Here is a 24,398-nt window from a genome sequence, read left to right on the forward strand (position 1 = left end):
TATTTTCTTTTGGGGGTGTGGGAACGGGGCTCCATTTGTTTGGAGCCCCGTTCGTTTTTTAGGTTTGAATGGCGGCGGTTTCTTACTCTCCCACGCTCTCTCGAGTGCAGTACCATCAGCGTTACCAGGCTTAGCTTCCGGGTTCGGAATGGGACCGGGCGTTTCCCTGGCACTATTGCCACCGCCAAAACGGTTGGATAGCCACTCTTTCTGAAAAGAATCCTCTTTTTTTGGTTGGTGGCCGGGAATTGTATAGTGGATGCGAAACATTAAATAAAACTTTTATAGATTTGTTGGTAAGTGATCGGTCATTAGTACTAGTCAGCTCCAGACCTCTCGGCCTGTCCACTTCTAGCCTATCAACCCTATAGTCTATAGGGGACCTCCCAACCCTAAAGGGTTATCGAAACCTTATCTCGGAGCAGGCTTCCCACTTAGATGCTTTCAGCGGTTATCCTTACCGAACGTAGCAAACCAGCCATGCACCTGGCGGTACAACTGGCACACCAGAGGTTCGTCCGTCCCGGTCCTCTCGTACTAGGGACAGCCCTCCACAAGTTTCTAACGCGCGCAGAGGATAGGGACCGAACTGTCTCACGACGTTCTGAACCCAGCTCGCGTGCCGCTTTAATGGGCGAACAGCCCAACCCTTGGGACCTACTCCAGCCCCAGGATGCGACGAGCCGACATCGAGGTGCCAAACCATGCCGTCGATATGAACTCTTGGGCAGGATCAGCCTGTTATCCCCGGGGTACCTTTTATCCGTTGAGCGACCACGCTACCATAAGCCATGGCCGGATCACTAGTTCCTACTTTCGTACCTGCTCGACCCGTCAGTCTCACAGTCAAGCTCCCTTCTACACTTACACTCGCCACCTGATTACCAACCAGGCTGAGGGAACCATTGAGCGCCTCCGTTACAATTTAGGAGGCAACCGCCCCAGTTAAACTACCCACCAGGCACTGTCCCTAAACCAGATCATGGTCCAAGGTTAGACATCCAGCACGATCAGAGTGGTATTTCAACAATGACTCCACCCAAACTAGCGTCTGAGCTTCACAGTCTCCCACCTATCCTACACAAAACGTACCAAACACCAATACCAAGCTATAGTAAAGGTCCCGGGGTCTTTCCGTCCTTCTGCGCGTAACGAGCATCTTTACTCGTAATGCAATTTCACCGAGTTCGCGGTTGAGACAGTGGAGAAGTCGTTACGCCATTCGTGCAGGTCGGAACTTACCCGACAAGGAATTTCGCTACCTTAGGATGGTTATAGTTACCACCGCCGTTTACTGGGGCTTAAATTCTCAGCTTCGCCACCACAAGGATGACTAACCAGTCCTCTTAACCTTCCAGCACCGGGCAGGCGTCAGTCCGTATACATCCACTTACGTGTTCGCACAGACCTATGTTTTTGATAAACAGTCGCTTCTCCCTGGTTTCTGCCACCATCACCCCTAGCCTGCAAAAAGGCCTCAAGGTTCCGGTCCCCCTTCTCCCAAAGTTACGGGGGCATTTTGCCGAGTTCCTTAACCACGATTCACTCGAACGCCTTAATATACTCTACCCAACTACCTGTGTCGGTTTCGGGTACGGGCGGCTCGAACCTCACGTCGAGGCTTTTCTAGACAGTACAGGATCACCCTACTTCCCTTAAAAAAAGGTCATCATCCAGCCTCACCTTAAACATTTCCCGGATTTACCTAGGAAACAGGCCACACTGTTAAACGCGGCAAGCCATAAGCCACGCGGAAGCTACCTCACTGCGTCACCCCTGTTAACACGCTTGCCTACCACAAGATCAGTTCCCACGCCATCAACCACCCAACACCCGAAAGTGTCAAGCAATATCCGGGATGGTTAGTATCCCTCGCTTCAGCACGGACGGTTCTACACCGGTACCAGAATAACAACTGGTCACCCATCGACTACGCCTGACGGCCTCGCCTTAGGACCCGACTAACCCAGGGCGGAACAACCTGGCCCTGGAACCCTTAGTCATACGGCGGATAGGATTCTCACCTATCAAATCGCTACTCATGCCTGAATTCTCACTCGCACGCAATCCACAACAAGTTCACACCATCGCTTCACCTCACGCACGACGCTCCCCTACCCAATACAAAATATTGCCACGGTTTCGGCGGTGTACTTAGCCCCGCTACATTGTCGGCGCAGAATCACTAGACCAGTGNTGAGTCCCCACCCGAAGTGATGGCAACACAAGACAAGGGTTGCGCTCGTTGCGGGACTTAACCCAACATCTCACGACACGAGCTGACGACAACCATGCACCACCTGTACACCAGCCCGAAGGCAACCACATCTCTGCAGTCTTCCAGTGTATGTCAAGCCTTGGTAAGGTTCTTCGCGTTGCGTCGAATTAATCCGCATGCTCCGCCGCTTGTGCGGGTCCCCGTCAATTCCTTTGAGTTTTAGCCTTGCGACCGTACTCCCCAGGCGGGACACTTAATGCGTTAGCTACGGCGCAGAACCCATGGAAAAGGCCCCACACCTAGTGTCCAACGTTTACAGCATGGACTACCAGGGTATCTAATCCTGTTCGCTCCCCATGCTTTCGCTCCTCAGCGTCAGTAACGGCCCAGTAACCTGCCTTCGCCATCGGTGTTCCTCCTGATATCTGCGCATTCCACCGCTACACCAGGAATTCCAGCTACCCCTACCGCACTCTAGTCTGCCCGTACCCACTGCAACCCCGGAGTTAAGCCCCGGTCTTTCACAGCAGACGCGACAAACCGCCTACGAGCCCTTTACGCCCAATAATTCCGGACAACGCTCGCGCCCTACGTATTACCGCGGCTGCTGGCACGTAGTTAGCCGGCGCTTATTCAACACCTACCCTCAACCCTAAAAAGAGCCTTGTTCAGCATCAAAAGGAGTTTACAACCCGAAAGCCTTCATCCCCCACGCGGCGTCGCTGCATCAGACTTCCGTCCATTGTGCAATATTCCCCACTGCTGCCTCCCGTAGGAGTCTGGGCCGTATCTCAGTCCCAATGTGGCCGGTCACCCTCTCAGGCCGGCTACCCGTCACCGCCTTGGTAGGCCATCACCCCACCAACAAGCTGATAGGCCGTGAGCCCATCCCCCACCAGAAAAACCTTTCCAACCCCCACCATGCGGCAGAAGCAGAATATCCAGTATTAGACCCAGTTTCCCAGGCTTATCCCAAAGAAGAAGGCAGGTTACTCACGTATTACTCACCCGTTCGCCACTCGAGTACCCCAAGCAAGCTTGAGGCCTTTCCGTTCGACTTGCATGTGTTAAGCACGCCGCCAGCGTTCGTCCTGAGCCAGGATCAAACTCTCCACAAAAAACCAAAAAATTTTGCAAAAAGCCCAAAACGACTCAAACAAAAAACAAAAAACCAGCAACACCACCAAAAAAAAGCAGCACCACCAGTCAAAAAAGCCAACCCCCAAAAACCAGCAAAACCAGAATCCAGAAGCCAACCAAAAAATACAACAAAAAAGCTGACACACTATTGAGATCCCAAACAACACACCCACACCCGACTCCTAATTCATTTTCGAATCAGTGCCGGAGGAGCAACTTCTCTATCTTAATATTTTTGAAAAAACTTTCCAAATGAAAAGACTCAAAAATCTTGTGATATCGGCCGCTATTTCCCGGAACTCCAGATTTTCTCCAGAGGACCTAGGTCTTGGCGACAAGAAAAAACTTTACGACATCTGAGTATTTACGTCAAATAAGAACGCGGTGGCTCTGCTCACACCCCCAAAACCGCTTTATCATGCGCTTTTACTACCGCATTAGCCACCGTTTCCGCCACGTGTAAATCAAAAACTTCTGGAATCACGCGCCGCGGACGCACTTCTTGTGCCGGCAGAATGTTGGCAATTGCCCGCGCAGCTGCCGAAAGCATATCGATAGTTATCTCTTTTGCTCCCGCATCTAATAAGCCGCGGAACAAACCTGGAAATACCAGCACATTATTTATCTGATTCGGATAATCGGAACGCCCAGTGGCCACTATAGCGGCTTCTTTCCATGCATCGAGCGGATCTATTTCCGGAGTCGGATTGGCAAGTGCAAATACAATCGCGTGCTCAGCCATCTGGGCAATATCAGCTAGCTGCAATAAATTACCACTAGATACCCCAATAAACACATCGGCTCCTGCCAAGACTTCCTGCACACTCCCCTGCACATTGCGTGGATTTGTATGCTGTGCAAGCCATTGCCGATCGGCACCTTTCTCAGTGCGAAAACGCCCAATTGCCCCTTGCCGGCCGCAACCGATAATATCGCGCACTCCCGCATGCATTAAAAGTTTAATAATTGCCGTACCAGCCGCTCCGATTCCCGATACGACCACCCGAATATCTTGGATATTTTTCCGGACGACTTGCAATGAATTATAGAGAGCCGCTAAGACCACTACTGCCGTGCCGTATTGATCATCGTGAAAAACTGGTATATCTAACTCAGCCCGCAATTTTCTTTCGATTTCAAAGCAGCGCGGAGCCGATATATCTTCTAAATTTATTCCACCAAAACCAGGCGCAATTGCTTTTACGATTTGCACAATTTCATCTGTATCTTGCGTATCTAAACAAATTGGCCAGGCATCTACGCCGGCAAAGCGCTTAAAAAGTGCCGCTTTTCCTTCCATCACTGGCAAAGCAGCTTTCGGCCCGATATTACCCAAGCCAAGCACTGCACTGCCGTCCGTTACCACCGCTACCGAATTTTTCTTCACCGTAAATTCGCGTGCCAAACTCGTATCTTCATGAATAGCTGTGCACATTTGTGCCACTCCCGGAGTGTAGACGCGCGCCAGATCTGCCGCATCGGTAATAGGATAGCGCAAAGATATGGCAATTTTTCCGCCCCGATGCACGTCTTTAATCGCATTTAACTGTTGCAGGTTCATCTAAACCGACCTCCCGGCATCTATATACACTCACGAAACTATTTGTCAGTACCTATCAGTAGCGACTTCCTAATGTTGCCAAAATTTTTTTGATTTTTATACGTTAAATAAGAGAGGAGCGAGAATAGTTACAATTCCCGCTCCTCTACGATAACTATTTTTATCGGCTATTAATTTAGGCCTTTTGCCACCATTTCCGCGATAAGTGCATTTACTTTTGCCGCATCTGCTTTTCCATGTGTGGCGCGCATAACTGCACCGACTATAGCTCCGGCAGCTTTCACCTTGCCACCCCGGATCTTCTCCACAATATCGGGATTCTTTGCTAATTCGGTGCTTATCACCGCCATCAGCTCATCGTCATTAGATACGATTTCCAGATTGCGTGCTTTCACTACTTCGAGCGGATCGCCCTCACCAGCTAGTACTCCGGCGAGCACTTCACGCGCCAATTTATCAGTGAGTCGGCCAGCAGAAATTAATCCATCTAGCTGCGCCACCTGTGCAGGAGTTACCGGAACATCCGCCAGCTCTATTTCCTGCTCTTTTGCATAGCGAGCCAGTTCGCCCATCCACCATTTGCGAGCGCCTTCCGCGCTCGCTCCGGCCTGCACCGAAGATTCAATTAAATCTAAGGCTCCTAAATTGACTATATCGCGCATTTCCAGAGCAGAAACTCCCCACTCTTCCCGTAGCCGCCGGCGTTTAACAGCGGGTAATTCTGGCAGGGAAGCCTTTATTTCGGCTACCCATTCCCGCGCCGGGGCCAGGGGCACTAAATCTGGTTCTGGGAAATACCGATAATCTTCTGCGTCTGATTTCGGCCTACCGGGGAGCGTAGTGAAATTACTTTCTTGCCAATGCCGCGTCTCTTGCAGCACTTTTTCACCCCGCGCCAATATGACTGCTTGCCGGCGCATCTCATACTCCACCGCACCAGCAATAGCTCGGAAAGAATTGACGTTTTTCGTCTCCGTCCGCGTACCTAAAGGAGCATTCGGATCCGGGCGTAAGGACACATTTACATCTGCCCGCACATTACCGCGCTCCATACGCGCCTGTGAAACGCCAATGGCTTTCGCAATATCCCGCACTGTCTGCACATACTTCGCCGCAACTTCTGGAGCGCGTGCCCCAGCTCCTTCGATCGGGCGCGTCACGATTTCCACCAAGGGCACGCCCGCTCGGTTGTAATCTACCAGTGAATAGGCAGCTCCCTGAATACGGCCACTGCCTCCGATATGCGTATTTTTACCAGCGTCTTCTTCCACGTGCGCTCTTTCAATTTCTACGCGGAATATATCGCCATCGTCTAACTCAATATCTAGATATCCGTCATAGGCAATAGGCTCATCGGACTGCGAAGTCTGAAAGTTCTTACACAAATCTGGGTAAAAATAATTCTTCCGCGCAAAACGGCAGCTCTCCGCAATATGACAATTCAACGCCAAACCGAGCCGAATCGCATACTCAATAGCCTTTTTATTAACTACTGGCAAGGCACCGGGCAAACCCAATGAAACTGGGGTGGTATGCGTATTTGCTTCTCCACCGAAGGCATTGGGAGCACTGTCAAACATTTTCGTCTTAGTACCGAGTTCGACGTGAATTTCCAGACCCAGCACCGGATCAAACTGTGCTACTACCTCGGAGTAATCCATAAGTTCATCCATTTACTTTTCCTCTCCCATAGCTACCGGACATTCACTCGCTGCGGCCGGCGCGAGCGCCTCTACCGCCGCCGCATACTCATACATGGAGGCATCTGCATGGGCTGGTGCCATTACTTGTACTCCTACCGGCAAACCGTTCACCAAGCCAGCCGGAATAGTCATAGCAGGAACTCCTGCCAAATTAGCCGGAATGGTAGTCATATCGTTTAAGTACATCTTCATCGGATCGTTGATGTTCTCACCGAAACGGAAAGCGACAGTAGGCGCAGTAGGCGATATCAGCACCGCAACTTTTGAAAAAGCTGCTGCCAGATCGCGCTGCACTAAGGTACGCACTTTTTGCGCCGAACCGTAGTAAGAATCATAGAAGCCAGCGGAAAGCACGTGCGTGCCGAGAATAATGCGTCGTTTTACTTCTACCCCGAATTTTGCTTCACGAGTAGCACGCATCATCGTTTCTGCCGTCACGGGACCACTCGTTGGCTCTACCCGGTTGCCGTAACGCACCCCATCGAAACGCGCCAAATTAGAAGAGGCTTCCGCCGGCATGATTAAGTAGTAAGCCGCTAAAGCGTATTCAAAAGAGGGGCAAGAAATCTCCACAATTTCTGCTCCCCGCTCCCGCAGAGAATCCAAAGTATTGGAGAATACCTCTAGTACACCTTCTCCATATCCGGCAGCGAGAGTTTCTTTAACTATGCCAATCTTGCATCCATGCAAATCTGCCGGCTTACCTTTCTGGGCAGCAGCTGGTAAATCCACCTCCGTATCCGGAAGCGAAGTAGAATCAAGAGGATCGTGCCCGCCTACGAGAGTTTGCAGAATTGCCGCATCTTCTACCGTGCGCGCCACCGGCCCGATTTGATCTAAAGAAGAAGCCATCGCAATTAACCCATAACGCGATATAGCTCCATAGGTCGGTTTAGCTCCGACGGTGCCAGTAACTGCCCCAGGCTGGCGAATTGAACCGCCAGTATCGGAACCCAAAGCCCAAGGAGCTAAATACGCCGCTACCGCTGCAGCACTTCCACCGCCAGAACCGCCAGGAATACGGCTCGTATCCCACGGGTTGCGAGTAGGCCCGAAAGCAGAATGCTCGGTAGAAGATCCCATCGCGAATTCATCCATATTAGTATGCCCAAGAATGGGGAGACGGGCGGCTTTAATATTGCGCACTACTGTGGCGTCATAAGGAGCTTTCCACCCTTCCAACATGGCAGAACCACAGGTAGTGGGAATTCCCCGCTGGCAGATATTATCTTTTATCGCAATCGGCACTCCCGCATAAGGAGGTAACTCTTTCCCAGCCGCTAAATCGGCGTCTACTGCTTTTGCCGCCGCGAGTGCTCCCTCTTTATCTACAAAGAGAAAAGCGTGCAACTGGGTATCTAATTTCTCTATACGCGCTAAGAATGCTTGCGTAACTTCTACAGAGCTCAGCTCACCAGCGCGAATAAGTTCAGCTAATTCCCGCGCCGTTTTTTTCACTATTTCCATCTACTATTCCTCTCCCAAAATCTGCGGCACGGCAAACTTTCCGTCTTCTACTGCTGGAGCCATCTCCAAAACTTCTGGCAGATTTATTCCTTCTCCTATTTCATCTTCTCGCCAGACATTGGTGAGAGGAATAGGATGAGAAGTAGCGGGAATATCGGGGGCAGCCACTTCAGATACTTTTGCCATAGCATCAGCTATCACAGCTAGCTCTGCCGTAAATTGATCTACTTCCGCTTCTGTTAAAGAAATACGCGCGAGGTCAGCCACTCGGACTACCTCTTCTCTAGAAAATGTCGACATACCTTTATTGTAGTGCCTAAATTCGGCGCAATGCGAACGGGTAGCGAATTACTTACTTTTACCAGCACTTTGTGAAAGAAAGTTTTCGATTAAACTAGTAGTTATGAATGACAGGCGCAGAATTGGAAAAAAGACTCTAAAATCAGTAATTAAATATGGAGCTCTCGGTACTTTCGGAGCACAGCTTACTGCAATTGCTGCCGTCACCGCCGTGGATGAACACCGGAAACGGCGTAATCCGCAGAGTGGAAAATTCCCGGCCAGCCCCCCGTTAGAGGTACAAATTTCAGATTGCCGAGTGACTATCTATACCGACGGGATGCGCCTGTACGATTCTATGCTAGAAACTATTGAACGCGCCCAAGAATACATTTATTTTGAAACCTTTATTATCAAGGCCGATCCGGTAGGTTTTGCTTTTCGGGAGGCGTTGATTCGCGCGGCGGAACGCGGAGTAAAAGTATTTATTATTCAAGATTCTTGGGGAAATCTAAATCAGCCACCTACTATTTCCACCTATCCACCCCACCCCTGCATCCAGGTAATTAACTTCCCACTTATCCGCCCCGGAATTTTAACCGGGCAAGCACGCCAGAAAGGGCGTGACCATCGCAAAATTTTGGCGGCAGACGGCAAGGTCGGCTATGTAGGCGGATACAATATCGGTAAACTTTATGCCCAACACTGGCGAGATACCCATATAAAGATCACCGGCCCCCAGGTGTGGGAGCTGGAAAACGCTTTTGTGGATATGTGGAATCTCTACCATAGTGAGAAGCAAACTCCGCTACTTGACCGCAATAGCCCTGATTGGAACCCAGATTTACGGGCGATTGTGAATACTCCTGCCTTTAATTCGCATCCGGTGCGGGCCTCTTATTTAGAGTCGATCGATCGCGCCTCCAAACGCGTATGGATAACGATGGGGTATTTTATTCCTGATCAAGGCCTCCGTTTGGCTTTAATTCAGGCTGCACAGCGCGGAGTAGATGTAAGAATTCTGATTCCGGAATACTCCAACCATATTGTGGCAGACTGGGTGGGGAAACCGCACTATAGCGAACTACTGGAACATGGGGTGCGTATCTTCCTTTACCACGACGCCATGATTCACGCTAAAACAATGACGGCAGACGGAATCTGGTCTACCGTGGGTACCACTAATATCGACCGCCTTTCGATGGCCGGTAATTTTGAAATAAATATGAATATATTTTCTTCCGATATGGCTACAGCTATGGAGGAAATCTTCCGCCACGATTTGACTAATGCTTCAGAATTGACCCAAGAGATATGGGAAGAGCGCTCTAATTGGGCCCGATTAGCAGAACAGATACTTCGCCCCTTAGGCCCACTTCTCTAAGGCACGAGCAAAGGCAAACTAGTAAAACTACCAACTAGCAAATATGCCTACTAAATAATTCTCTTAACTGATGCAGCCACTCTCCCTAATGTGGCAACAGCTCCTTGGCGCAGGCGCATCTACTCGGTGAGGCCGCGTTCGCCCTGTAAAAACTCTAAAAATTCCGCTTCGCTCAGAATCGGAATTCCGAGATCTGCAGCTTTTTGGGCTTTACTACCTGCTTTAGCTCCAGCCACTACAAAAGTAGTGTTTTTTGATACCGAGGAAGCAGCTTTTCCTCCGCGCCGCCGAATCTCTTCCTGTACCCCTTGCCGAGTGAAGTGCTCTAGCGATCCAGTGGCCACCACCGTCATTCCAGATAAAATGCCCGGAGTATCGCTAGCAGATTCTGCAGCATCCGCCTTATCCGCAAATACTACGCCTGCGGCTTCCCACTGTTGCACTATGTTTTGATGCCAATCCACTTCTAGCCATTCTTTTAACGAAGAAGCAATTATTTCTCCTACTCCTTCTACTTCGGCTACTTCCGCAATATCGGCTTGTTTAATAGCGTCCAAAGAACCAAACCGGCTCGCGAGAGCCCGAGCGGCTACCGGCCCGACGTGGCGAATATTAAGTGCCACTAGTTTGCGCCAGAACTCCTTACTTTTAGCTTTCTCTAATTCGACAAATAATTTTTCTGTATTCTTAGTGGGATTTAGCGCCGCTTGACCATCTTTAGCGTCACTTACCCAAGCAGCACGCGTATAGAGGTAATCTCCACTCGGCTCGCCATTTATCCGCAACTCTTGCCAGATTCGCACTTCTTTCACTTTTTCGGCGTTCAGAGCAAAAAGCTCTGCTTCGGAATCAAGCACTGGCTGCTGCGGCTCCGGCAAGCCTAACTGGGAAATAAGCGCGGGCGGAATTATCTCTTCCGGATATTTAAATACTCCTCTTTTATCGACAATTCCCAACTCCTGTAGCTCTGAAGCAGAAAATTGCAAATAGCTACTATCTGCTCGGGAATTTTCGAGGAAGATTTTATGCCCGGTTGCTAGCGCTACTAACGCATCGCGCCGGTACCTATCTGGATCAGCTATCCACAGCGCCGTCTTTTCTCCCAAACCTTCAATATCGAGCGCACCCCGCCCCCCAATATGAGCTATCCGCTGCGTGAGCTGCGCTGGGCAAGAACGCGTATTTTCACAGCGCAGATCCACATCTCCCGCTTTCGCTGGCCGCACCGGCGCACCGCAAGCTGGGCAAGTATCCGGCATAATAAAGGCTTTTTCCGTGCCGTCGCGCTCGGCCAAAATTGGCCCGACAATTTCTGGAATTATATCGCCAGCTTTCCGCACGATTACCGTATCGCCGATTAATATCCCTTTACGCACTACTTCTTGCGGATTATGCAAAGTTGCTTGCGCTACAGTCGAGCCATCTACCATTACCGGCGTCATAATTGCATAAGGAGTGACGCGCCCGGTTCTCCCTACCTGTACTTGAATATCAAGTAGCCGAGTTTCCACCTCCAGAGGAGGGAATTTATAGGCTAGGGCCCAGCGCGGCACTCGGCTAGTAAATCCAATTTTTTGCTGCTGTGCGTAACTATTTACTTTAATAACTACGCCGTCAAATTCATGACGTAAAGAATTTCGCGCCTGCGCGTATTTATCTAAATAGCTTTCTATTTCTGCCTGAGAATGTGCCAGCACAGTTTCGGGAGAAGTAGGCAGCCCCCATTTGGTAAATAGCTCATAAATACTGCTCTGTTTCTGCAGATATTTCTCTATTTCTGGAGGCGCCCCTACCACTGCGCCGATGCCGTGGGCAATAAAATCTAAAGAACGCAAAGCGAAACCGGTGGTATCTTCTTGCCGCAATGACCCGGAGGCGGCATTACGCGGATTTACGAAAGTTTTTAATTTTGCCTCTCGCCGCTTTATCGCTAAAAGCGGTAAGCGATCTTTTTCCGGCAATGATTCATTCTGCTGCGCAATTTTTTTATTTTCCCGCTTTATCCGCTCATTTTCGGCTTTTATTTGCTGATTGCGCTCGTCAATAAGCTGATTGCGCTGTGCTACTTGTGCATTAAACTCATTAAAAGCGGCTACCGGAAAAAATACTTCGCCCCGCACTTCCAGAATATCTGGAACTTCTCCCCGCAAACGATGCGGAATAGCGGAAATAGCTAAAGCATTCTGCGTCACGTCTTCCCCGGTCACTCCATCTCCACGCGTGGCAGCAGTGGTTAGTATGCCTTTTTTATAGGTAAGATTTAGCGCCAAACCATCTATCTTTACTTCTAAAGTAAACTCTGGGCGGCCAGGTATTTCTTTTTCTAAACTCTCTAAGCGAGTCCGCAGCTCCGTGCGGGAAAATACATCTTGTAAAGAATACATCTGCATTCGGTGCTTCCGCGGAATGCTCTCCGGCCCAGTTGGTTTCGCTCCGACTCGCATAGTAGGAGAATTTACCGACCAGAGCTGCGGAAATTCATCTTCCAAATGCCGCATCTCATACATGAGCGAATCATATTTTGCATCCACCATAATCGGCTCTCCCGTTAGATGGTATGCCGCTTGGGCGCGCTCCAGCAGAGGAGCTAATTCTTGCCACCGCTGCTGCGCCGCCGCGAAATCCAGATTTTCTTTCACAGTTCCTATTATTGCGAAAAGATTTACCTATGGGTAGGCAGCAGAAAAATCACCCAATTATTTCTAGTGTGAGCTATTTCTAGCACAACTGTTAAGAATCACAGTTTTACCTCTTTACTAGCACCCACAAACCTGCAAAAGTTATTAACTGTAGTTCACGAAGATATGTAAAAGCATATCCGGTAAATGAAATCGATTCCGTATTCGGAGGCAGAGGCAAATAATGGATTGGCGCCACAGAGCAGCTTGTTTAAATGAAGATCCGGAATTATTTTTCCCTATCGGTTCTTCGCGCCCTGCTTTAGCGCAGGCAGAGAAAGCTAAGCAGATATGCCGCAGCTGCTCTGTACTGGACATTTGCTTAAAATGGGCCCTAGATACCAGCCAAGATGCCGGAGTTTGGGGCGGAATGTCGGAAGACGAACGGCGGGCTATTCGCCGCCGAAATGTGCGCACCCGCCGCGTCGGCTAATGCTACCAACCTCTACTATTTAACTATTTAGCGCAATTTTTAGTACCGCACTGTTTAACGCAATATTTAACGCAAACGCATAGTAGTTTTTACGAGCGTGCCCCCCTCCGGAGCATTTTCCCAACTAATCCGGCCATCTAATTCGTGGTTTACCAGAGTCTTAACGATTTTCGTACCGAGACCATCTCCGGGCATTTTATCGCCAATTCCTACTCCGTTATCCTGCACCTCAAGATGAAGAAGATTATCTGTACGTGCCGCCCGTACCTGAATCTCGCCGCCCGCAGAAAGCCCATGCTCTACCGCATTAGAAATTATTTCATTTAGCACCATCGCCAAGGCCGTAGCTTGCTCAGCCCGCACTTTCCCAAAACTACCCGTAAAATCAATACTCACATCATTATTAGAAGTGACCGCAATATCGCGCACCATGCGTAGCAACGAACCGAATACGGAATCAAATTCCACCACTTCGTCTACCGTCTGCGAAAGCCCTTCATGCACTAGGGCAATCATCTCTACACGGCGCTGAGCCTGCCCGAGCGCTTCTTTAATTTCCGCATTGGATGCACGCCGCCCCTGCAAGCGCAACAGCGCCGAAACTGTCTGCAGATTATTCTTTACTCGATGATTTATCTCCCGAATAGTGGCATCTTTGGAAAGAAGTTGCTGCTCTTGCCGGCGCAGCTCCGTGACGTCGCGGCTCATCACAATTGCGCCCAGTCTTTTTCCATTTTCTAAGAGCGGCACACTGCGCACCGAAACAGTGACGCCGTGCGTAGTAATTTCTGAATTCCAGGCCGCTTTTCCGGTGAGCACTAGGGGCAAAGATTCATCCGGCACTGCATATTCTTCCAAATGCCCCGTAACTACTTCGGCTAGCACTTGCCCCGCGAGAGGCTTTTCTTCGCCAAGCCGTCGAAAATGCGATACCGAGTTCGGGCTCGCATAGATTACGACCCCTTCCGAATCTAAATGAATTACTCCGTCTGATACCCGAGGTGCACCTCGCCGCACCCCTAAGGGGACATCACTAAAAGGAAATTCTCCACTCGCCACCATATGGAATAATGTCTGGGAAATTTCTTCATAGTTTTCGTGGCGTTGCGAAGGCACTCTATCTGGCACTTCTGCCGTCACTACCTGCATTACCGCTATTATCGAGCCCTTATAAACTACTGGAATATAGGTGTGAAGCACCCCGTCGCGATTTTGCCGAAATATATTTTTATCACGGCAAGCCTGCTCGATATTGTGTGAATCTATACGAGCAGCCCGGTCTCCCACGATATCAGCTTCGATAATGGTTGCTGCCGTAGCGGGGCGCGAGTGAGCACCTATTACGTAACCAGCAGAAGTCTCCACATAGAGCAATAGATCCGAAAAAGAGATATCGGCAATGGTAGACCAATCTCCAATAAGTAAATGTAAGCGTTCCCGCTCTCCTGCATTGAGACGCCCAGAGCGCTCTAAAATTTTTGTCAAAGTAGGCACACTTTCAGGATAGACGGTTTTTCGATTTAATAGGAGTATGGATTTTAGATATGAGATGACTTTTACAGCAGAACTCTCCGAGCTGTGCCCAGTGCTAAAGAGCCGAGCCCTTTTTGCCGCGCGCGCCGAAAAACTAGCGCTTACTTCCTATGAATTGCAGGAAAGCTCCACTCCGGATGCCCCTGCCAGCGCTGCTGCGGATACCCCGAGCAGCGCTCCGGCCGATACAGAGATCACCTTTGCGGCACATATTGAAAATACCCAGCTGCCCGGCTTGGCAAGAAATCTACTCCCGCGCGGAGCTGATATTAACCTCACCGCCATATTCCACACTGATAGTGATTACGCAAAAATGGATATGGATTACCAAATCGATATTCAGGGAGCACCGCTCAGCATAACTTTAGAAGGAGTAGCTCTCCCTGCTGCACCTGGGAGTAAAATCATCTATAGCGGCACCCTAAAAGCGAGTGATCCTTTCTTCGGGCGCCTAATTGAGAAGAAAATTCTGAGCTACGCTCCGCAGGTACTCGAAAATGATAAAGATCTGATTATGCACATCTTAGGCAACTAAATACTTATCTCCTTTAGGATAGAACTATGGCGATAATTAATAGACAGTATGAAGACCTCCTAGCTGAAGTATTAGAAAATGGGGCAGCGAAAGGCGACCGCACTGGCACCGGTACCCTCTCCCTTTTTGGAAAGCAGCTCCGTTACGATTTAGCGACAGAAGGTTTCCCCCGTATCACCACTAAATTCGTTGCAATGAAAGCAGTAAAAGGTGAATTACTGTGGTTTCTGCGCGGAGACACTAATATCCGCTGGCTCCAAGAGCAGGGAATCACTATTTGGGATGAGTGGGCAGACGAAAACGGCGATTTAGGCCCGGTATACGGCTATCAGTGGCGTTCTTGGCCAGCTCCGAATGGTGCACATATTGACCAAATCCAACAAGTAATAGATACGCTGCGCAATAATCCCGATTCACGTCGCATTATTGTATCTGCTTGGAATGTGGCCGAACTAGAAAAAATGGCGCTTATGCCTTGCCACGCATTTTTCCAGTTCTATGTGGCAGATGGAAAGCTTTCTTGCCAGCTCTATCAGCGTTCTGCCGATCTTTTCTTAGGAGTGCCCTTCAATATAGCTTCCTACTCTTTGCTCACGCATATGGTGGCGCAACAGTGCGATTTAGAAGTAGGTGAATTTGTGTGGACCGGAGGGGATTGCCATATCTACACTAACCATATTGAGCAGGTAAAAGAACAGATTTCGCGCACTCCTTATCCTTTCCCGAAGCTAGAGCTAAAGAAAGCGCCCTCAATTTTCTCCTATGAGATGGACGATATTCGCGCTTCCGAAGGCTACCAGCATCATCCCGCTATTAAAGCTCCGGTGGCCGTATAATGCTGGGAATGATTTGGGCGCAGGGAAAATCTGGAGCTATCGGGAAATCGGGCACTATTCCGTGGCGAGTTCCTGAAGATATGCAGATTTTTAAACAGCTCACAATCGGCCATCCCGTAATTATGGGGCGGCGGACGTGGGAATCCTTGGGCGATAAATTTCGCCCACTCCCGCAGCGAACAAATTTTGTAGTCACGCGGCAAAGTGACTATAAGGCAGAGGGCGCGCACGTATGTCCCGATTTAGCAAGCGCTATCGCAGCCGCGGCCGCAGTTACTGAGCAGGTTAGCGATACGCCGGATAACAATCCTTTGCATCTCAGCTGGATAATTGGCGGGGCTTCTCTCTATAAGCACGCGCTGGCACAAGCAGATATCTTGGCGGTGACCGATATTGATATTGAGGTGCCAGAAGCTGATACCTTCGCGCCAAAGATCGACGCAGCGTGGGAAATATACTACCAAAATCCTCCGGTAGAGGATCTTGCTGCTCCTACTTGGCGGCAATCAAAAAAAGGAATTAATTACCGCTTTACGCTCTACACTCGCCAAAATACCGCAGATTTTGCGCTGACGGCGGCAGTGGCTGAGGCGGCGCAAATGGAAGTGGAGAAAATTCAATCCCTGATCTGATTGATAGGAAATACTTGGTAAAAAGTATTCGCAAAAAGTACTCGACAGAAAGCGTTCAATAAAAGCACTTATTTAGCAATTTGGGAGCAGACTGGCCGTCTGCTCCCAAATTATTTACAGATAATTAAAGGTGAAGCGCTACTTCACTTCCTGCGATTTCTTTTCTACCCACCGGTAGCTAAGAATCAGCGTACCTATAAATACGATTACGCCGAGTGGAATAGCGGCTCCCGCAAAGCTTTCTGGCATAATTGCCAGCGCATCTGGATTCGCCGTAGCTCCGATAATACCGGCGTTTAATACTCCGAAAAGCGATTCACCTACGATAAGGCCAGTAGCAAGCAGTACTCCCAAACGCTTCGACTGCGCTGGATTGCTCTGCTTATCTGCCCGCTTATTGTAGATATAGCCGATTAACGCCCCGAGCGGCACCATAATGGTCAAGCTGAAAGGCAGATACATACCCATGCCTACCGCTAAAGGAGGCAAAGAGTATTTAGTGGTACGAATAAGTACCTCGTTTATGGCTACTACCCCCATACCTATAAGAGCGCCTAAGCCAATATGCGCCCAGTTGAGGTTACCGCCAAATATACCCTGAGCTACCGAAGAAAGTAGGGCCGCCTGCGGCGCAGCCAGCGCATCCGGGCCCGCCCCTTCCATGCCTTGGAATCCAAAAGCCGTGAGCATAAGCTGGAGAATCGGCGGAATAATCAAAGAACCGAAGACTACACCAATTACTAAAGCCACCTGCTGCTTCCAAGGAGTAGCCCCTACCAGCTGACCAGTTTTCAAATCTTGCAGATTGTCGTTAGAAATTGTGGCAATTCCAAATACGATAGCAGTGGTGAAGAGAGTATAAGCCACAAGAGCCGTGGGGTTCATATCTTTTTCACTCCCCGTCACTAACAGCGTGAGAAGCGCACAAGCAATTACTACGATAATTCCTACTCCCGAAATTGGAGAATTGGAAGCTCCAATTAAACCGGCCATATAACCGCAAATACCGGCAATTATTAAGCCAGCTAGCAGCACAAAAAGAATAGAAGAAATCAGCAGTATCGCCGTGTGATGGCTGATCGGTGAAGAATGCAGGAAATTCCACAGCAAGAAACCGATTGGAATCATCGAGAGTAGCGTCACGAGCAAAACGATCTTAAACGGAATATCTTGCTCCGTGAGCGGCACCGTCTCCCCTTCTTCGCGTTTACGGGAGGAAGCGAGCGATTCTTTCATTCCACTTACGATGGGGCCAATAATTTTAATTAAAGTCCAAATAGCGGCTATAGCCATTGCTCCGGCGCCTACGAAGCGCACATCATGCTGGAATACGGTACCTACAAAATCCAGCAGAGAATCGGCGTTTGCAGCTTCTCCGGCCGTAAAAATGGGGAGCAAAGCGCCATAAGAAATCACTAAACCGACTATCATGGCAATACCTACTGCCGGGCCAACTAGATGCCCGACCCCGACTAAAGCGAGAGAAAGCGAAGCGCCGGCCATAGTACCGCTCCCTCCAATACGGAAAGCGGCGGAAAGCGAACCAGCTACAGCTTTAAAAGCAGTAGCTAAAGCATAGCCCGCGGAAGTAAGAGCACCGACGATAATTATCTTTAAGCCGCGCTTATTCTCTTCTGCCGAGCCAGTTTCATCGCCTACCTTTAGCACCTCGGCGGCTGCTACTCCTTCGGGGTAAGGCAAATCAGAACCCGTCACCAGCGCCCGACGCAGCGGTATGGAATACATGACGCCTAAAGTACCGCCAATGGCACAGACGAACATAGTGGTCCAATACGAAAACCCGCTCCACCAACCGATCATTACTAAACCGGGAAGCACAAAAATAATTGCGGAAAGCGTACCGGCAGCCGAAGCGATGGTCTGCACGATGTTATTTTCTACTACCGTATGCCCAGAAAATTTCCGCAGCACTGCCATAGAGATAACGGCAGCGGGGATAGAAGTGGCAAAGGTAAGCCCTACTTTTAATCCTAAATAAGTATTTGCAGCGGTAAATACTAGGGTAATTAATCCGCCAATTATTACTGCCCGCAGCGTGAGCTCTCGAACGCTCGTAGCGGCCTGCGGTGAAGATTCTGTTTTGTTTTTAGCCATACTTTCTCTTTTCAATATTGCGTGTATCTAACTACACAAGTGTTTATTATGCCACTTTCAACCACCGGGCAAAGGTATTCCAGATATTTTGCGGAGAGTACCACGCTTTTAGGACCTAAGCCTACGCCAGGGCAATATCTATATTCATATCTATTAAAGCTGCAATATAAGCAAGCTAAGTAGCAAAATTAGAAAGAACAAATAAAAGGGAGCAGGCTCCCAGAATGGAACCTGCCCCTTATGTCTAGAACTTTAGATTAAGGCAATTGCCCGCCCAGGAGCTCCTGAGCCTCTTAGCAGACGAATTGGTAAAAATATGAATTGCGCTCCGGTAGCTGGCAAAGCACGTAAATTGGCCATGCCTTCCAAGAACACTATTCCTTTACCAAGCCCAGCTGTATGGGTAGCTTCACCGGAATCTGCTGGCCCCATCGATGGCCCATCCGTACCTGCGCAAGCAATACCTTTATCGACTAAGTATTTAACTGCCTCCGGAGAGGGAGCTGGCCACGCATCTCCTTCTTTCAAGATAAAGGGATTGAAGCAATACTTTTTGCCTTCATAGCCCTTCTTGAAGAAGAGATAGTCCCAATCAGCACGGAAAAGTACGATATCTCCCTGCTTAAGTTCTCGGTTATTTGCTTCCCAATCTTCAATATGCTTTTTTGTAATTCTGGGGCTTATTCCCGGCGCTTCTGTGCCCACTAAATCCGTCACAGAAATCACGCAGGCAGGGCCAATGAAAGAGCTGATATCCACTTTATCTGCTGTGATATCCCCAGCCGGACTACCATCCGGCAATCCAGAATCAGAAGAAGGCAAAAAATGCGCGGGAGCATCAAAATGGGTGCCAGTATGCTCATCCATAGCGAGCCACCGCGTGTGATATCTACCCGTTACCTGAAATTTAGGCTGAGTAATGCTGTCTATATTTTCAAAGTAGTTAAACACTTTACTTTGAAAATACATATGGCCTGGCCAGGTCACTGGATACTCTTCTCCCAACGGAAGAGATAAATCAATAATTTTTCTTCCATCCATCGTTTCCATTTTAAATCTCCATTCCATCCGCAGATGCTAATATGTTATGCTCGGTTGCTTCTCCACGTTTAAATTCATTTACAAAACGCCCGTTACTCATCACAAAAAGCCGGTCTGATAAAGCAATCACCTCTTGCATTTCTGAAGAAACCAATAATACGGCCATTCCTTCTTTCACCAATGCGTCAATTACGTGATAGAAATCAGCTCGCGCACCTACGTCTATTCCCCGGGTAGGCTCATCTAAAATTAACAACTTTGGATTAGTCATAAGCCATTTCCCTAAAATGACTTTTTGTTGATTTCCTCCAGAAAGAGCGGTAACAGGTAAATCCACTCCAGCTAATTTTATGCGCAGCTTTTCAATAAGATTAGAGATCTCGCGCCTATTCTCACGCTTCGCAACCAAGAAATTTTTATTCTTTGCTTCATTGGAGACAATCATATTGTCTTCGATACTTAAGTCTAAAAATAAACCCTGATGCTTACGATCTTCGGTAACCAAAGCCACGTGCTTATTTAAAGCATCTTTTGGTTTACCATTTCTTATTTCTTTACCAGCAACTTTCACAGTACCAGTTCGTTTATCAGCTCCGTAAATGGCCCGCATGAGCTCCGTCCTACCAGAACCCACTAAACCAGCAATTCCGACTACTTCACCAGAATGCACAACTAAATTTATTTTCGAATCAGTGCCCGCTACTTGTAGATCTTTAACCTCTAAAACTACTTCACCTCTAGGTTGTATCGTACGCACTGTCTCCAAATCATAAGATAGTTCTCTTCCTACCATGGCATTTACTACTTCACTGGAAGTAGTTTCTTCCGGCTTAAATTCGCCGGTGAAAATTCCATCTCGCAAGACAACAATACGATCAGAGACTCGGAATACTTCATCCAATCTATGAGTAACGAGTACGATACCTTTACCGCGCTCCCGCAAAGCTTCTACACAATCGAGAAGCTCGTCTACTTCATTTCCACCGAGAGCCGAAGTAGGCTCATCCAATATCAAAATAGAAGAATCAGCGATAAGAGCTCGTGCAATTTCTACTAATTGCTGCTGCGCTACTGATAATTCCTCTACCGGAGTTTCAAGCGGAAGCTGAAAAGGTACATTCAGTCTATCTACTGCTTCCCGAATAGTGTCTACTTGCGATTTTAAAGATCTGAACCCTAATTTCGAGTATCCAGCTGGTTGAGTTAGCAGTAGATTCTCGGCAACCGTCATTTCAGGAATTAAATTAAATTCCTGCAATACTATCGAAATTCCGTGCTCTCTAGCTTCCACAGTAGAAGCGAAGGACACTTCTTTTCCATCCATCTTTATTGTGCCTAAAGTCTGCTTATGCACTCCGGCAATTATTTTCCCTAAAGTGGATTTTCCGGCTCCGTTTTCCCCAACTATCGATACGACTTCTCCGGGAGAGATGCTCAAATTAACACCTTTAAGTACCTCATTAGAACCAAAACTCTTGTGTATATTTTCTAATTCGAGCATCTCTCCCTACCTCTTTTTTACAAATAGCACTTACTTAGCAAATACAGTCTTTGAAGCTTCAGCTTCTTTATCTCGGACATTTAACGAAGAAATGGGCAAAGTATCCACATTTATTCTCTTTTCCGGAGTCTTCCCGGTAATTACTGAGCAGGCAGCCTTCACTGCTTCCACACCCATCAATACCGGCTGCTGCATCGAAGCACCGTATACAATTCCGTCTTTAATAGCTTGCATAGTATCTGGGCTACCATCAAAGCCTACTAAGACGAACTTTCCTTTAGCGTTAGCAGTCTGAATAGCGGTAACTGCTCCTAAAGTTGCCTCGTCATGCTGAGTAAATAGACCCACCATATTAGGATGCGCGGTCATTAAGTCCTGAGTGAACTTCAGCCCTTCGGAACGTGTGTACTCAGAGGACTCTAACAACGGAATCATCTTGAATCCTGCAGCCTCTACCTTCTCAGTAAAGCCTTTAGTGCGGTCCTTACCATTCTGGCGAGTTTGCGAAATAGAAATCATACCAATTTCGCCACTGGTAATACCCTTTTCTTTCAGGGCTTCCAGCATCATATCGGCAGCTTTAGCCGCTCCGGCCACATTGTCAGTGGCTACATAAGAAGCATATTCACCGCCATCGGTGCCCACATCGGCAATAACTACGGGTACGCCAGCTGCCTTAGCTTTATCCAAAACTCCAACCGCTGCTGCGGAGTCAGTCGGAGAAATAATAATGGCATCGGCGCCAGAAGTGATGATATCTTGTACATTCTTCATCTGCGTAGATTGACTCAGTTTAGAATCATAAGTCGTTACCTGCGCACCTTCTTCTTTACCTTGACTTTCTGCTCCCACCGCAATGGATCTCCAGAACGGTACCGAAGTAGAAACAGTCATATACGCGAGCTTTGCATCTTTACAAGAAGAAGCCGCTTCTTTTGCATCGCCGCCCTTATCTGCACTGCCGCCACAGGCAGCCATTGTAAGAGCCAAAGCAGATGCCAGCACAATACCGGTAATTTTCTTTTTCAGCATGTTTTCCCCCTTGAAAACGAATCGTTATTTTTATTACTGCGCAATATATGCGCAGCAAAGTATGTTATTTTTTAGAATTTCTAATTCTCACTACCCGATCGAGTACCACGGCGAGAAGCATGATTACTCCCAGCGCAGTTCCCTGCCAGAACGCATTCACTCCTAAAAGGTTTAGACCATTAGAGAGCACTCCAATGAGCAATATGCCGATGAAAGTACCTACTACAGTGCCTCTACCTCCCATAAGCGAAGCACCACCAATCACGACGGCGGCGATTGTGTTCATCTCAAAGCCCGTACCCGTATTAGGATCAATAGCTCCTAAACGCGAAGCCTCAATCATCATGGCGACTGCACACAGCACGCCGGTGACTATATAAGGGAACATCAGCACGCGGTCTATCGGCACACCCGCCAGCCGAGCAGCTTCCGCATTAGAGCCAGCTGCATACAGATAGCGCCCGTACTTAGCTCTAGTCAGGAATATATGAGCCAAAATGTAGCAAATCACTAACAACCACAGGTACGCATAGGTACCAAAAATTTTCATAGATCCGAGCTTGGCAAATTCTGCAGGTAAACCAGTTTTGGTGGAACCATCAGATATTACGTAAGTAATAGATACTGCTATAGACGCAGTAGCTAAAGTAACGATAAAAGGAGCTAATTTTATTTTTGATACCAAAAACCCGTTTATAGTGCCTACCAAGGCTCCGACCAGCAACATAGCTATTACCCCAGGAACGAATCCCCATTGCAACATCACTATTGCGCCCACCATGGTGGATATGGCAGCAATACCGCCTACCGAAAGATCAATGCCACCAGTTAAAATTACAAAAGTCTGCCCAATAGCAATTAATCCCAACACCATTACTTGCGATAGAACATTCTCAATATTGGCGGGCATTAAAAAGCGTGGTTCAATAATGCTCAAGCTAACTACTAGAATCACCAAAGCAAATAAAATAGCTAGCTCAATTCGATACTGATTAATAGCTGCCTTAATAGGATTCTTAGCAACTAAAGGCACAGCTTTGCTAGGCGTAGAAACCTTGTTACTCATAATTATTACCCTCTCCCCTTCTTCTTACTTGGCTAATTTCGCTCGCAAGATTCTGCGAATATACTCACGGTTAGTGGCAGTCACAGATAGCCCATCACCACCGTAGTGCTCCACACAAAGAGGGCCTTCGTAGCCAGATTCCAAAGCAATTTCTATCGCACGCCGATAATTTATAAATCCGAATTCCATAGGAGCAGGAGTAGTAGTGTACAACCCATTCTTTGGATCTTCATCACGGAAGTAATTCTTCATATGCCAATAATTAGAATGCGGCAGAAGCTTTATAAACATCTCTTCCCAGTTTTCAATGGGGCGATGTAAGCGCACTAAATTCCCGATATCAGGATTAATTCCTAAATTACTAGCCCCAATATCCGAAACTAATTTCAAGGTGGAATCAGCGGTACCAATATAGGTATCTTCATACATCTCTAAAGAAAGCTCGATATTAAAAGGCTTGGCATACTCACAAAGCTGGCCGATTCTATCGACGCAAAGATTCCAATTTTCGGGATTATTCGGCTCATCTATCGCGCCCGGCTCCACCCAGAACCACTGCGCAGTTTTTTGAGCTGGAAATAAATCTCTGTGCAAACCAATGGAAACAATTGACACCCCATACTCAGCAGCTGTATCAATCGTGCGCTTAATATAATCAAAATTTCGTTGCGCTTTTTCCTCATCAGGATCGATTACCGACTTACGAATGACGGAGATAGCGGCAAAGCCTACCCCATAAGCATCGAAGCTCTCTTTTAACTCTACTTTTCTTTCTTTCGAAAGGTCTGCAGGGCGAAGCCAGGTATCCATTAAATCTATATGCGCAAATCCTTCAAGACTGATTTCTCGCGCTACATCTCGCCACCGGGAAGCCGGAGCTTCCTGTTCTAGCATTCCATTGCTTCTTTTTGCAGGAAACTGCAGTAGTGCAGCTGCAATAGGCCAATTTTCGGCAGTGTATTTCATTTATTCTCCTCTTAACTAACTGCTCCGTCGCAGTATGAGGTGGTTTATACACACTTAGTCATTCGGTATAACCAAGCTTAAATTTATAAAGTACCTATAGGATATAGGATATATCGAGTGAGTGCAACCACTTTTCGCACCATTTTTGTTTCGTAAATCTCATCTATAAATAGCTACTCTCAATGCTCGATAGAAAATTATTCTTGAAGTACCTAGCTGTAGCTAAAAATTCCACGTATTATAAATTACGTTTCTATTACTTTATTTGAAAGCAATAA

At 48.1% G+C, this 24,398-nt stretch carries 17 protein-coding genes, 1 rRNA gene and 4 other annotated features; of the genes, 5 read left to right on the top strand and 13 right to left on the bottom strand.

Annotated elements, in window-relative coordinates; genetic code table 11:
* Window positions 1-69 precede the first annotated feature (69 nt).
* From rrf to gatC, 5 genes are all read right to left on the bottom strand, one after another.
* Window positions 70-186, bottom strand: a 5S ribosomal RNA gene (rrf, locus tag BQ7117_RS05945).
* Between the two features lie 118 nt (window positions 187-304).
* Window positions 305-1,172 (bottom strand) — a sequence feature (23S ribosomal RNA rRNA prediction is too short).
* 2 nt (window positions 1,173-1,174) lie between these two features.
* Window positions 1,175-2,043, bottom strand: a sequence feature (23S ribosomal RNA rRNA prediction is too short).
* 87 nt (window positions 2,044-2,130) lie between these two features.
* Window positions 2,131-2,390 (bottom strand) — a sequence feature (16S ribosomal RNA rRNA prediction is too short).
* Between the two features lie 71 nt (window positions 2,391-2,461).
* Window positions 2,462-3,328 (bottom strand) — a sequence feature (16S ribosomal RNA rRNA prediction is too short).
* Window positions 3,329-3,752: 424 nt separating this feature from the next.
* Window positions 3,753-4,919 (bottom strand): NAD(P)-dependent malic enzyme, encoded by a 1,167-nt coding sequence (locus tag BQ7117_RS05955; protein WP_073996631.1) that lies wholly within the window; start codon window positions 4,917-4,919, stop codon window positions 3,753-3,755.
* Window positions 4,920-5,089: 170 nt separating this feature from the next.
* Window positions 5,090-6,592, bottom strand: coding sequence for an Asp-tRNA(Asn)/Glu-tRNA(Gln) amidotransferase subunit GatB (gene gatB, locus BQ7117_RS05960; protein WP_073996632.1), 1,503 nt, complete (start codon window positions 6,590-6,592; stop codon window positions 5,090-5,092).
* Window positions 6,593-8,089 carry an Asp-tRNA(Asn)/Glu-tRNA(Gln) amidotransferase subunit GatA gene (gene gatA / locus BQ7117_RS05965; RefSeq protein ID WP_073996633.1) on the bottom strand — a complete coding sequence of 499 codons (1,497 nt, stop codon included), beginning with the start codon at window positions 8,087-8,089 and terminating at the stop codon, window positions 6,593-6,595.
* A gap of 3 nt (window positions 8,090-8,092) precedes the next feature.
* Window positions 8,093-8,389, bottom strand: a complete 297-nt coding sequence (gene gatC / locus BQ7117_RS05970) for an Asp-tRNA(Asn)/Glu-tRNA(Gln) amidotransferase subunit GatC (RefSeq protein WP_073996634.1) — start codon at window positions 8,387-8,389, stop codon at window positions 8,093-8,095.
* 103 nt (window positions 8,390-8,492) lie between these two features.
* Here gatC and BQ7117_RS05975 point away from each other — a divergent pair, with 103 nt between their 5' ends.
* Entirely contained in the window at window positions 8,493-9,752 is a 1,260-nt protein-coding gene (locus tag BQ7117_RS05975) for a phospholipase D-like domain-containing protein (RefSeq protein ID WP_073996635.1), read from the top strand.
* Window positions 9,753-9,871: 119 nt separating this feature from the next.
* Here the strand turns inward: BQ7117_RS05975 and BQ7117_RS05980 are convergent, their stop codons facing one another.
* On the bottom strand, window positions 9,872-12,391 hold the full coding sequence (locus tag BQ7117_RS05980; protein WP_237563067.1) for an NAD-dependent DNA ligase LigA: 2,520 nt from the start codon (window positions 12,389-12,391) through the stop codon (window positions 9,872-9,874).
* 223 nt (window positions 12,392-12,614) lie between these two features.
* Between BQ7117_RS05980 and BQ7117_RS05985 the strand changes: the two genes are divergently transcribed.
* Window positions 12,615-12,863, top strand: coding sequence for a WhiB family transcriptional regulator (locus BQ7117_RS05985; protein ID WP_073996637.1), 249 nt, complete (start codon window positions 12,615-12,617; stop codon window positions 12,861-12,863).
* A 66-nt stretch (window positions 12,864-12,929) separates the two neighbouring features.
* Here the strand turns inward: BQ7117_RS05985 and BQ7117_RS05990 are convergent, their stop codons facing one another.
* On the bottom strand, window positions 12,930-14,357 hold the full coding sequence (locus BQ7117_RS05990) for a sensor histidine kinase (RefSeq protein WP_073996638.1): 1,428 nt from the start codon (window positions 14,355-14,357) through the stop codon (window positions 12,930-12,932).
* A 37-nt stretch (window positions 14,358-14,394) separates the two neighbouring features.
* Between BQ7117_RS05990 and BQ7117_RS05995 the strand changes: the two genes are divergently transcribed.
* From BQ7117_RS05995 to BQ7117_RS06005, 3 genes are read left to right on the top strand one after another with little or no spacing between them, the layout of a single operon-like run.
* A complete protein-coding gene (locus tag BQ7117_RS05995) occupies window positions 14,395-14,931 on the top strand; it encodes a DUF2505 family protein (RefSeq protein ID WP_084789958.1) in 537 nt (178 codons plus the stop codon).
* A gap of 26 nt (window positions 14,932-14,957) precedes the next feature.
* The gene (locus BQ7117_RS06000) at window positions 14,958-15,767 is read left to right on the top strand and encodes a thymidylate synthase (RefSeq protein ID WP_073996640.1); all 810 of its coding nucleotides are present in this window, start codon (window positions 14,958-14,960) and stop codon (window positions 15,765-15,767) included.
* Window positions 15,767-16,399, top strand: a complete 633-nt coding sequence (locus tag BQ7117_RS06005; protein ID WP_073996641.1) for a dihydrofolate reductase — start codon at window positions 15,767-15,769, stop codon at window positions 16,397-16,399. The genes BQ7117_RS06000 and BQ7117_RS06005 overlap by 1 nt, the downstream gene beginning before the upstream one ends.
* A gap of 138 nt (window positions 16,400-16,537) precedes the next feature.
* Here BQ7117_RS06005 and BQ7117_RS06010 read toward each other — a convergent pair whose 3' ends face one another.
* From BQ7117_RS06010 to BQ7117_RS06035, 6 genes are all read right to left on the bottom strand, one after another.
* Window positions 16,538-18,514: an OPT family oligopeptide transporter gene (locus BQ7117_RS06010; RefSeq protein WP_073996642.1), complete on the bottom strand. Its 1,977-nt coding sequence runs from the start codon at window positions 18,512-18,514 to the stop codon at window positions 16,538-16,540.
* A gap of 252 nt (window positions 18,515-18,766) precedes the next feature.
* Window positions 18,767-19,564 (bottom strand): cyclase family protein, encoded by a 798-nt coding sequence (locus tag BQ7117_RS06015; RefSeq protein ID WP_161939425.1) that lies wholly within the window; start codon window positions 19,562-19,564, stop codon window positions 18,767-18,769.
* 1 nt (window position 19,565) lies between these two features.
* The gene (locus BQ7117_RS06020) at window positions 19,566-21,056 is read right to left on the bottom strand and encodes a sugar ABC transporter ATP-binding protein (RefSeq protein ID WP_073996644.1); all 1,491 of its coding nucleotides are present in this window, start codon (window positions 21,054-21,056) and stop codon (window positions 19,566-19,568) included.
* 30 nt (window positions 21,057-21,086) lie between these two features.
* Complete coding sequence (locus BQ7117_RS06025) at window positions 21,087-22,088, bottom strand: substrate-binding domain-containing protein (protein ID WP_084789960.1); 1,002 nt, start codon at window positions 22,086-22,088, stop codon at window positions 21,087-21,089.
* A gap of 64 nt (window positions 22,089-22,152) precedes the next feature.
* Entirely contained in the window at window positions 22,153-23,154 is a 1,002-nt protein-coding gene (locus BQ7117_RS06030) for an ABC transporter permease (protein WP_073996645.1), read from the bottom strand.
* A 24-nt stretch (window positions 23,155-23,178) separates the two neighbouring features.
* A complete protein-coding gene (locus tag BQ7117_RS06035) occupies window positions 23,179-24,120 on the bottom strand; it encodes a sugar phosphate isomerase/epimerase family protein (RefSeq protein ID WP_073996646.1) in 942 nt (313 codons plus the stop codon).
* Window positions 24,121-24,398 lie beyond the last annotated feature (278 nt).

Origin of the sequence: Arcanobacterium urinimassiliense, from assembly GCF_900119495.1 — a bacterium.
Taxonomy (GTDB): Bacteria; Actinomycetota; Actinomycetes; order Actinomycetales; family Actinomycetaceae; genus Arcanobacterium_A; species Arcanobacterium_A urinimassiliense.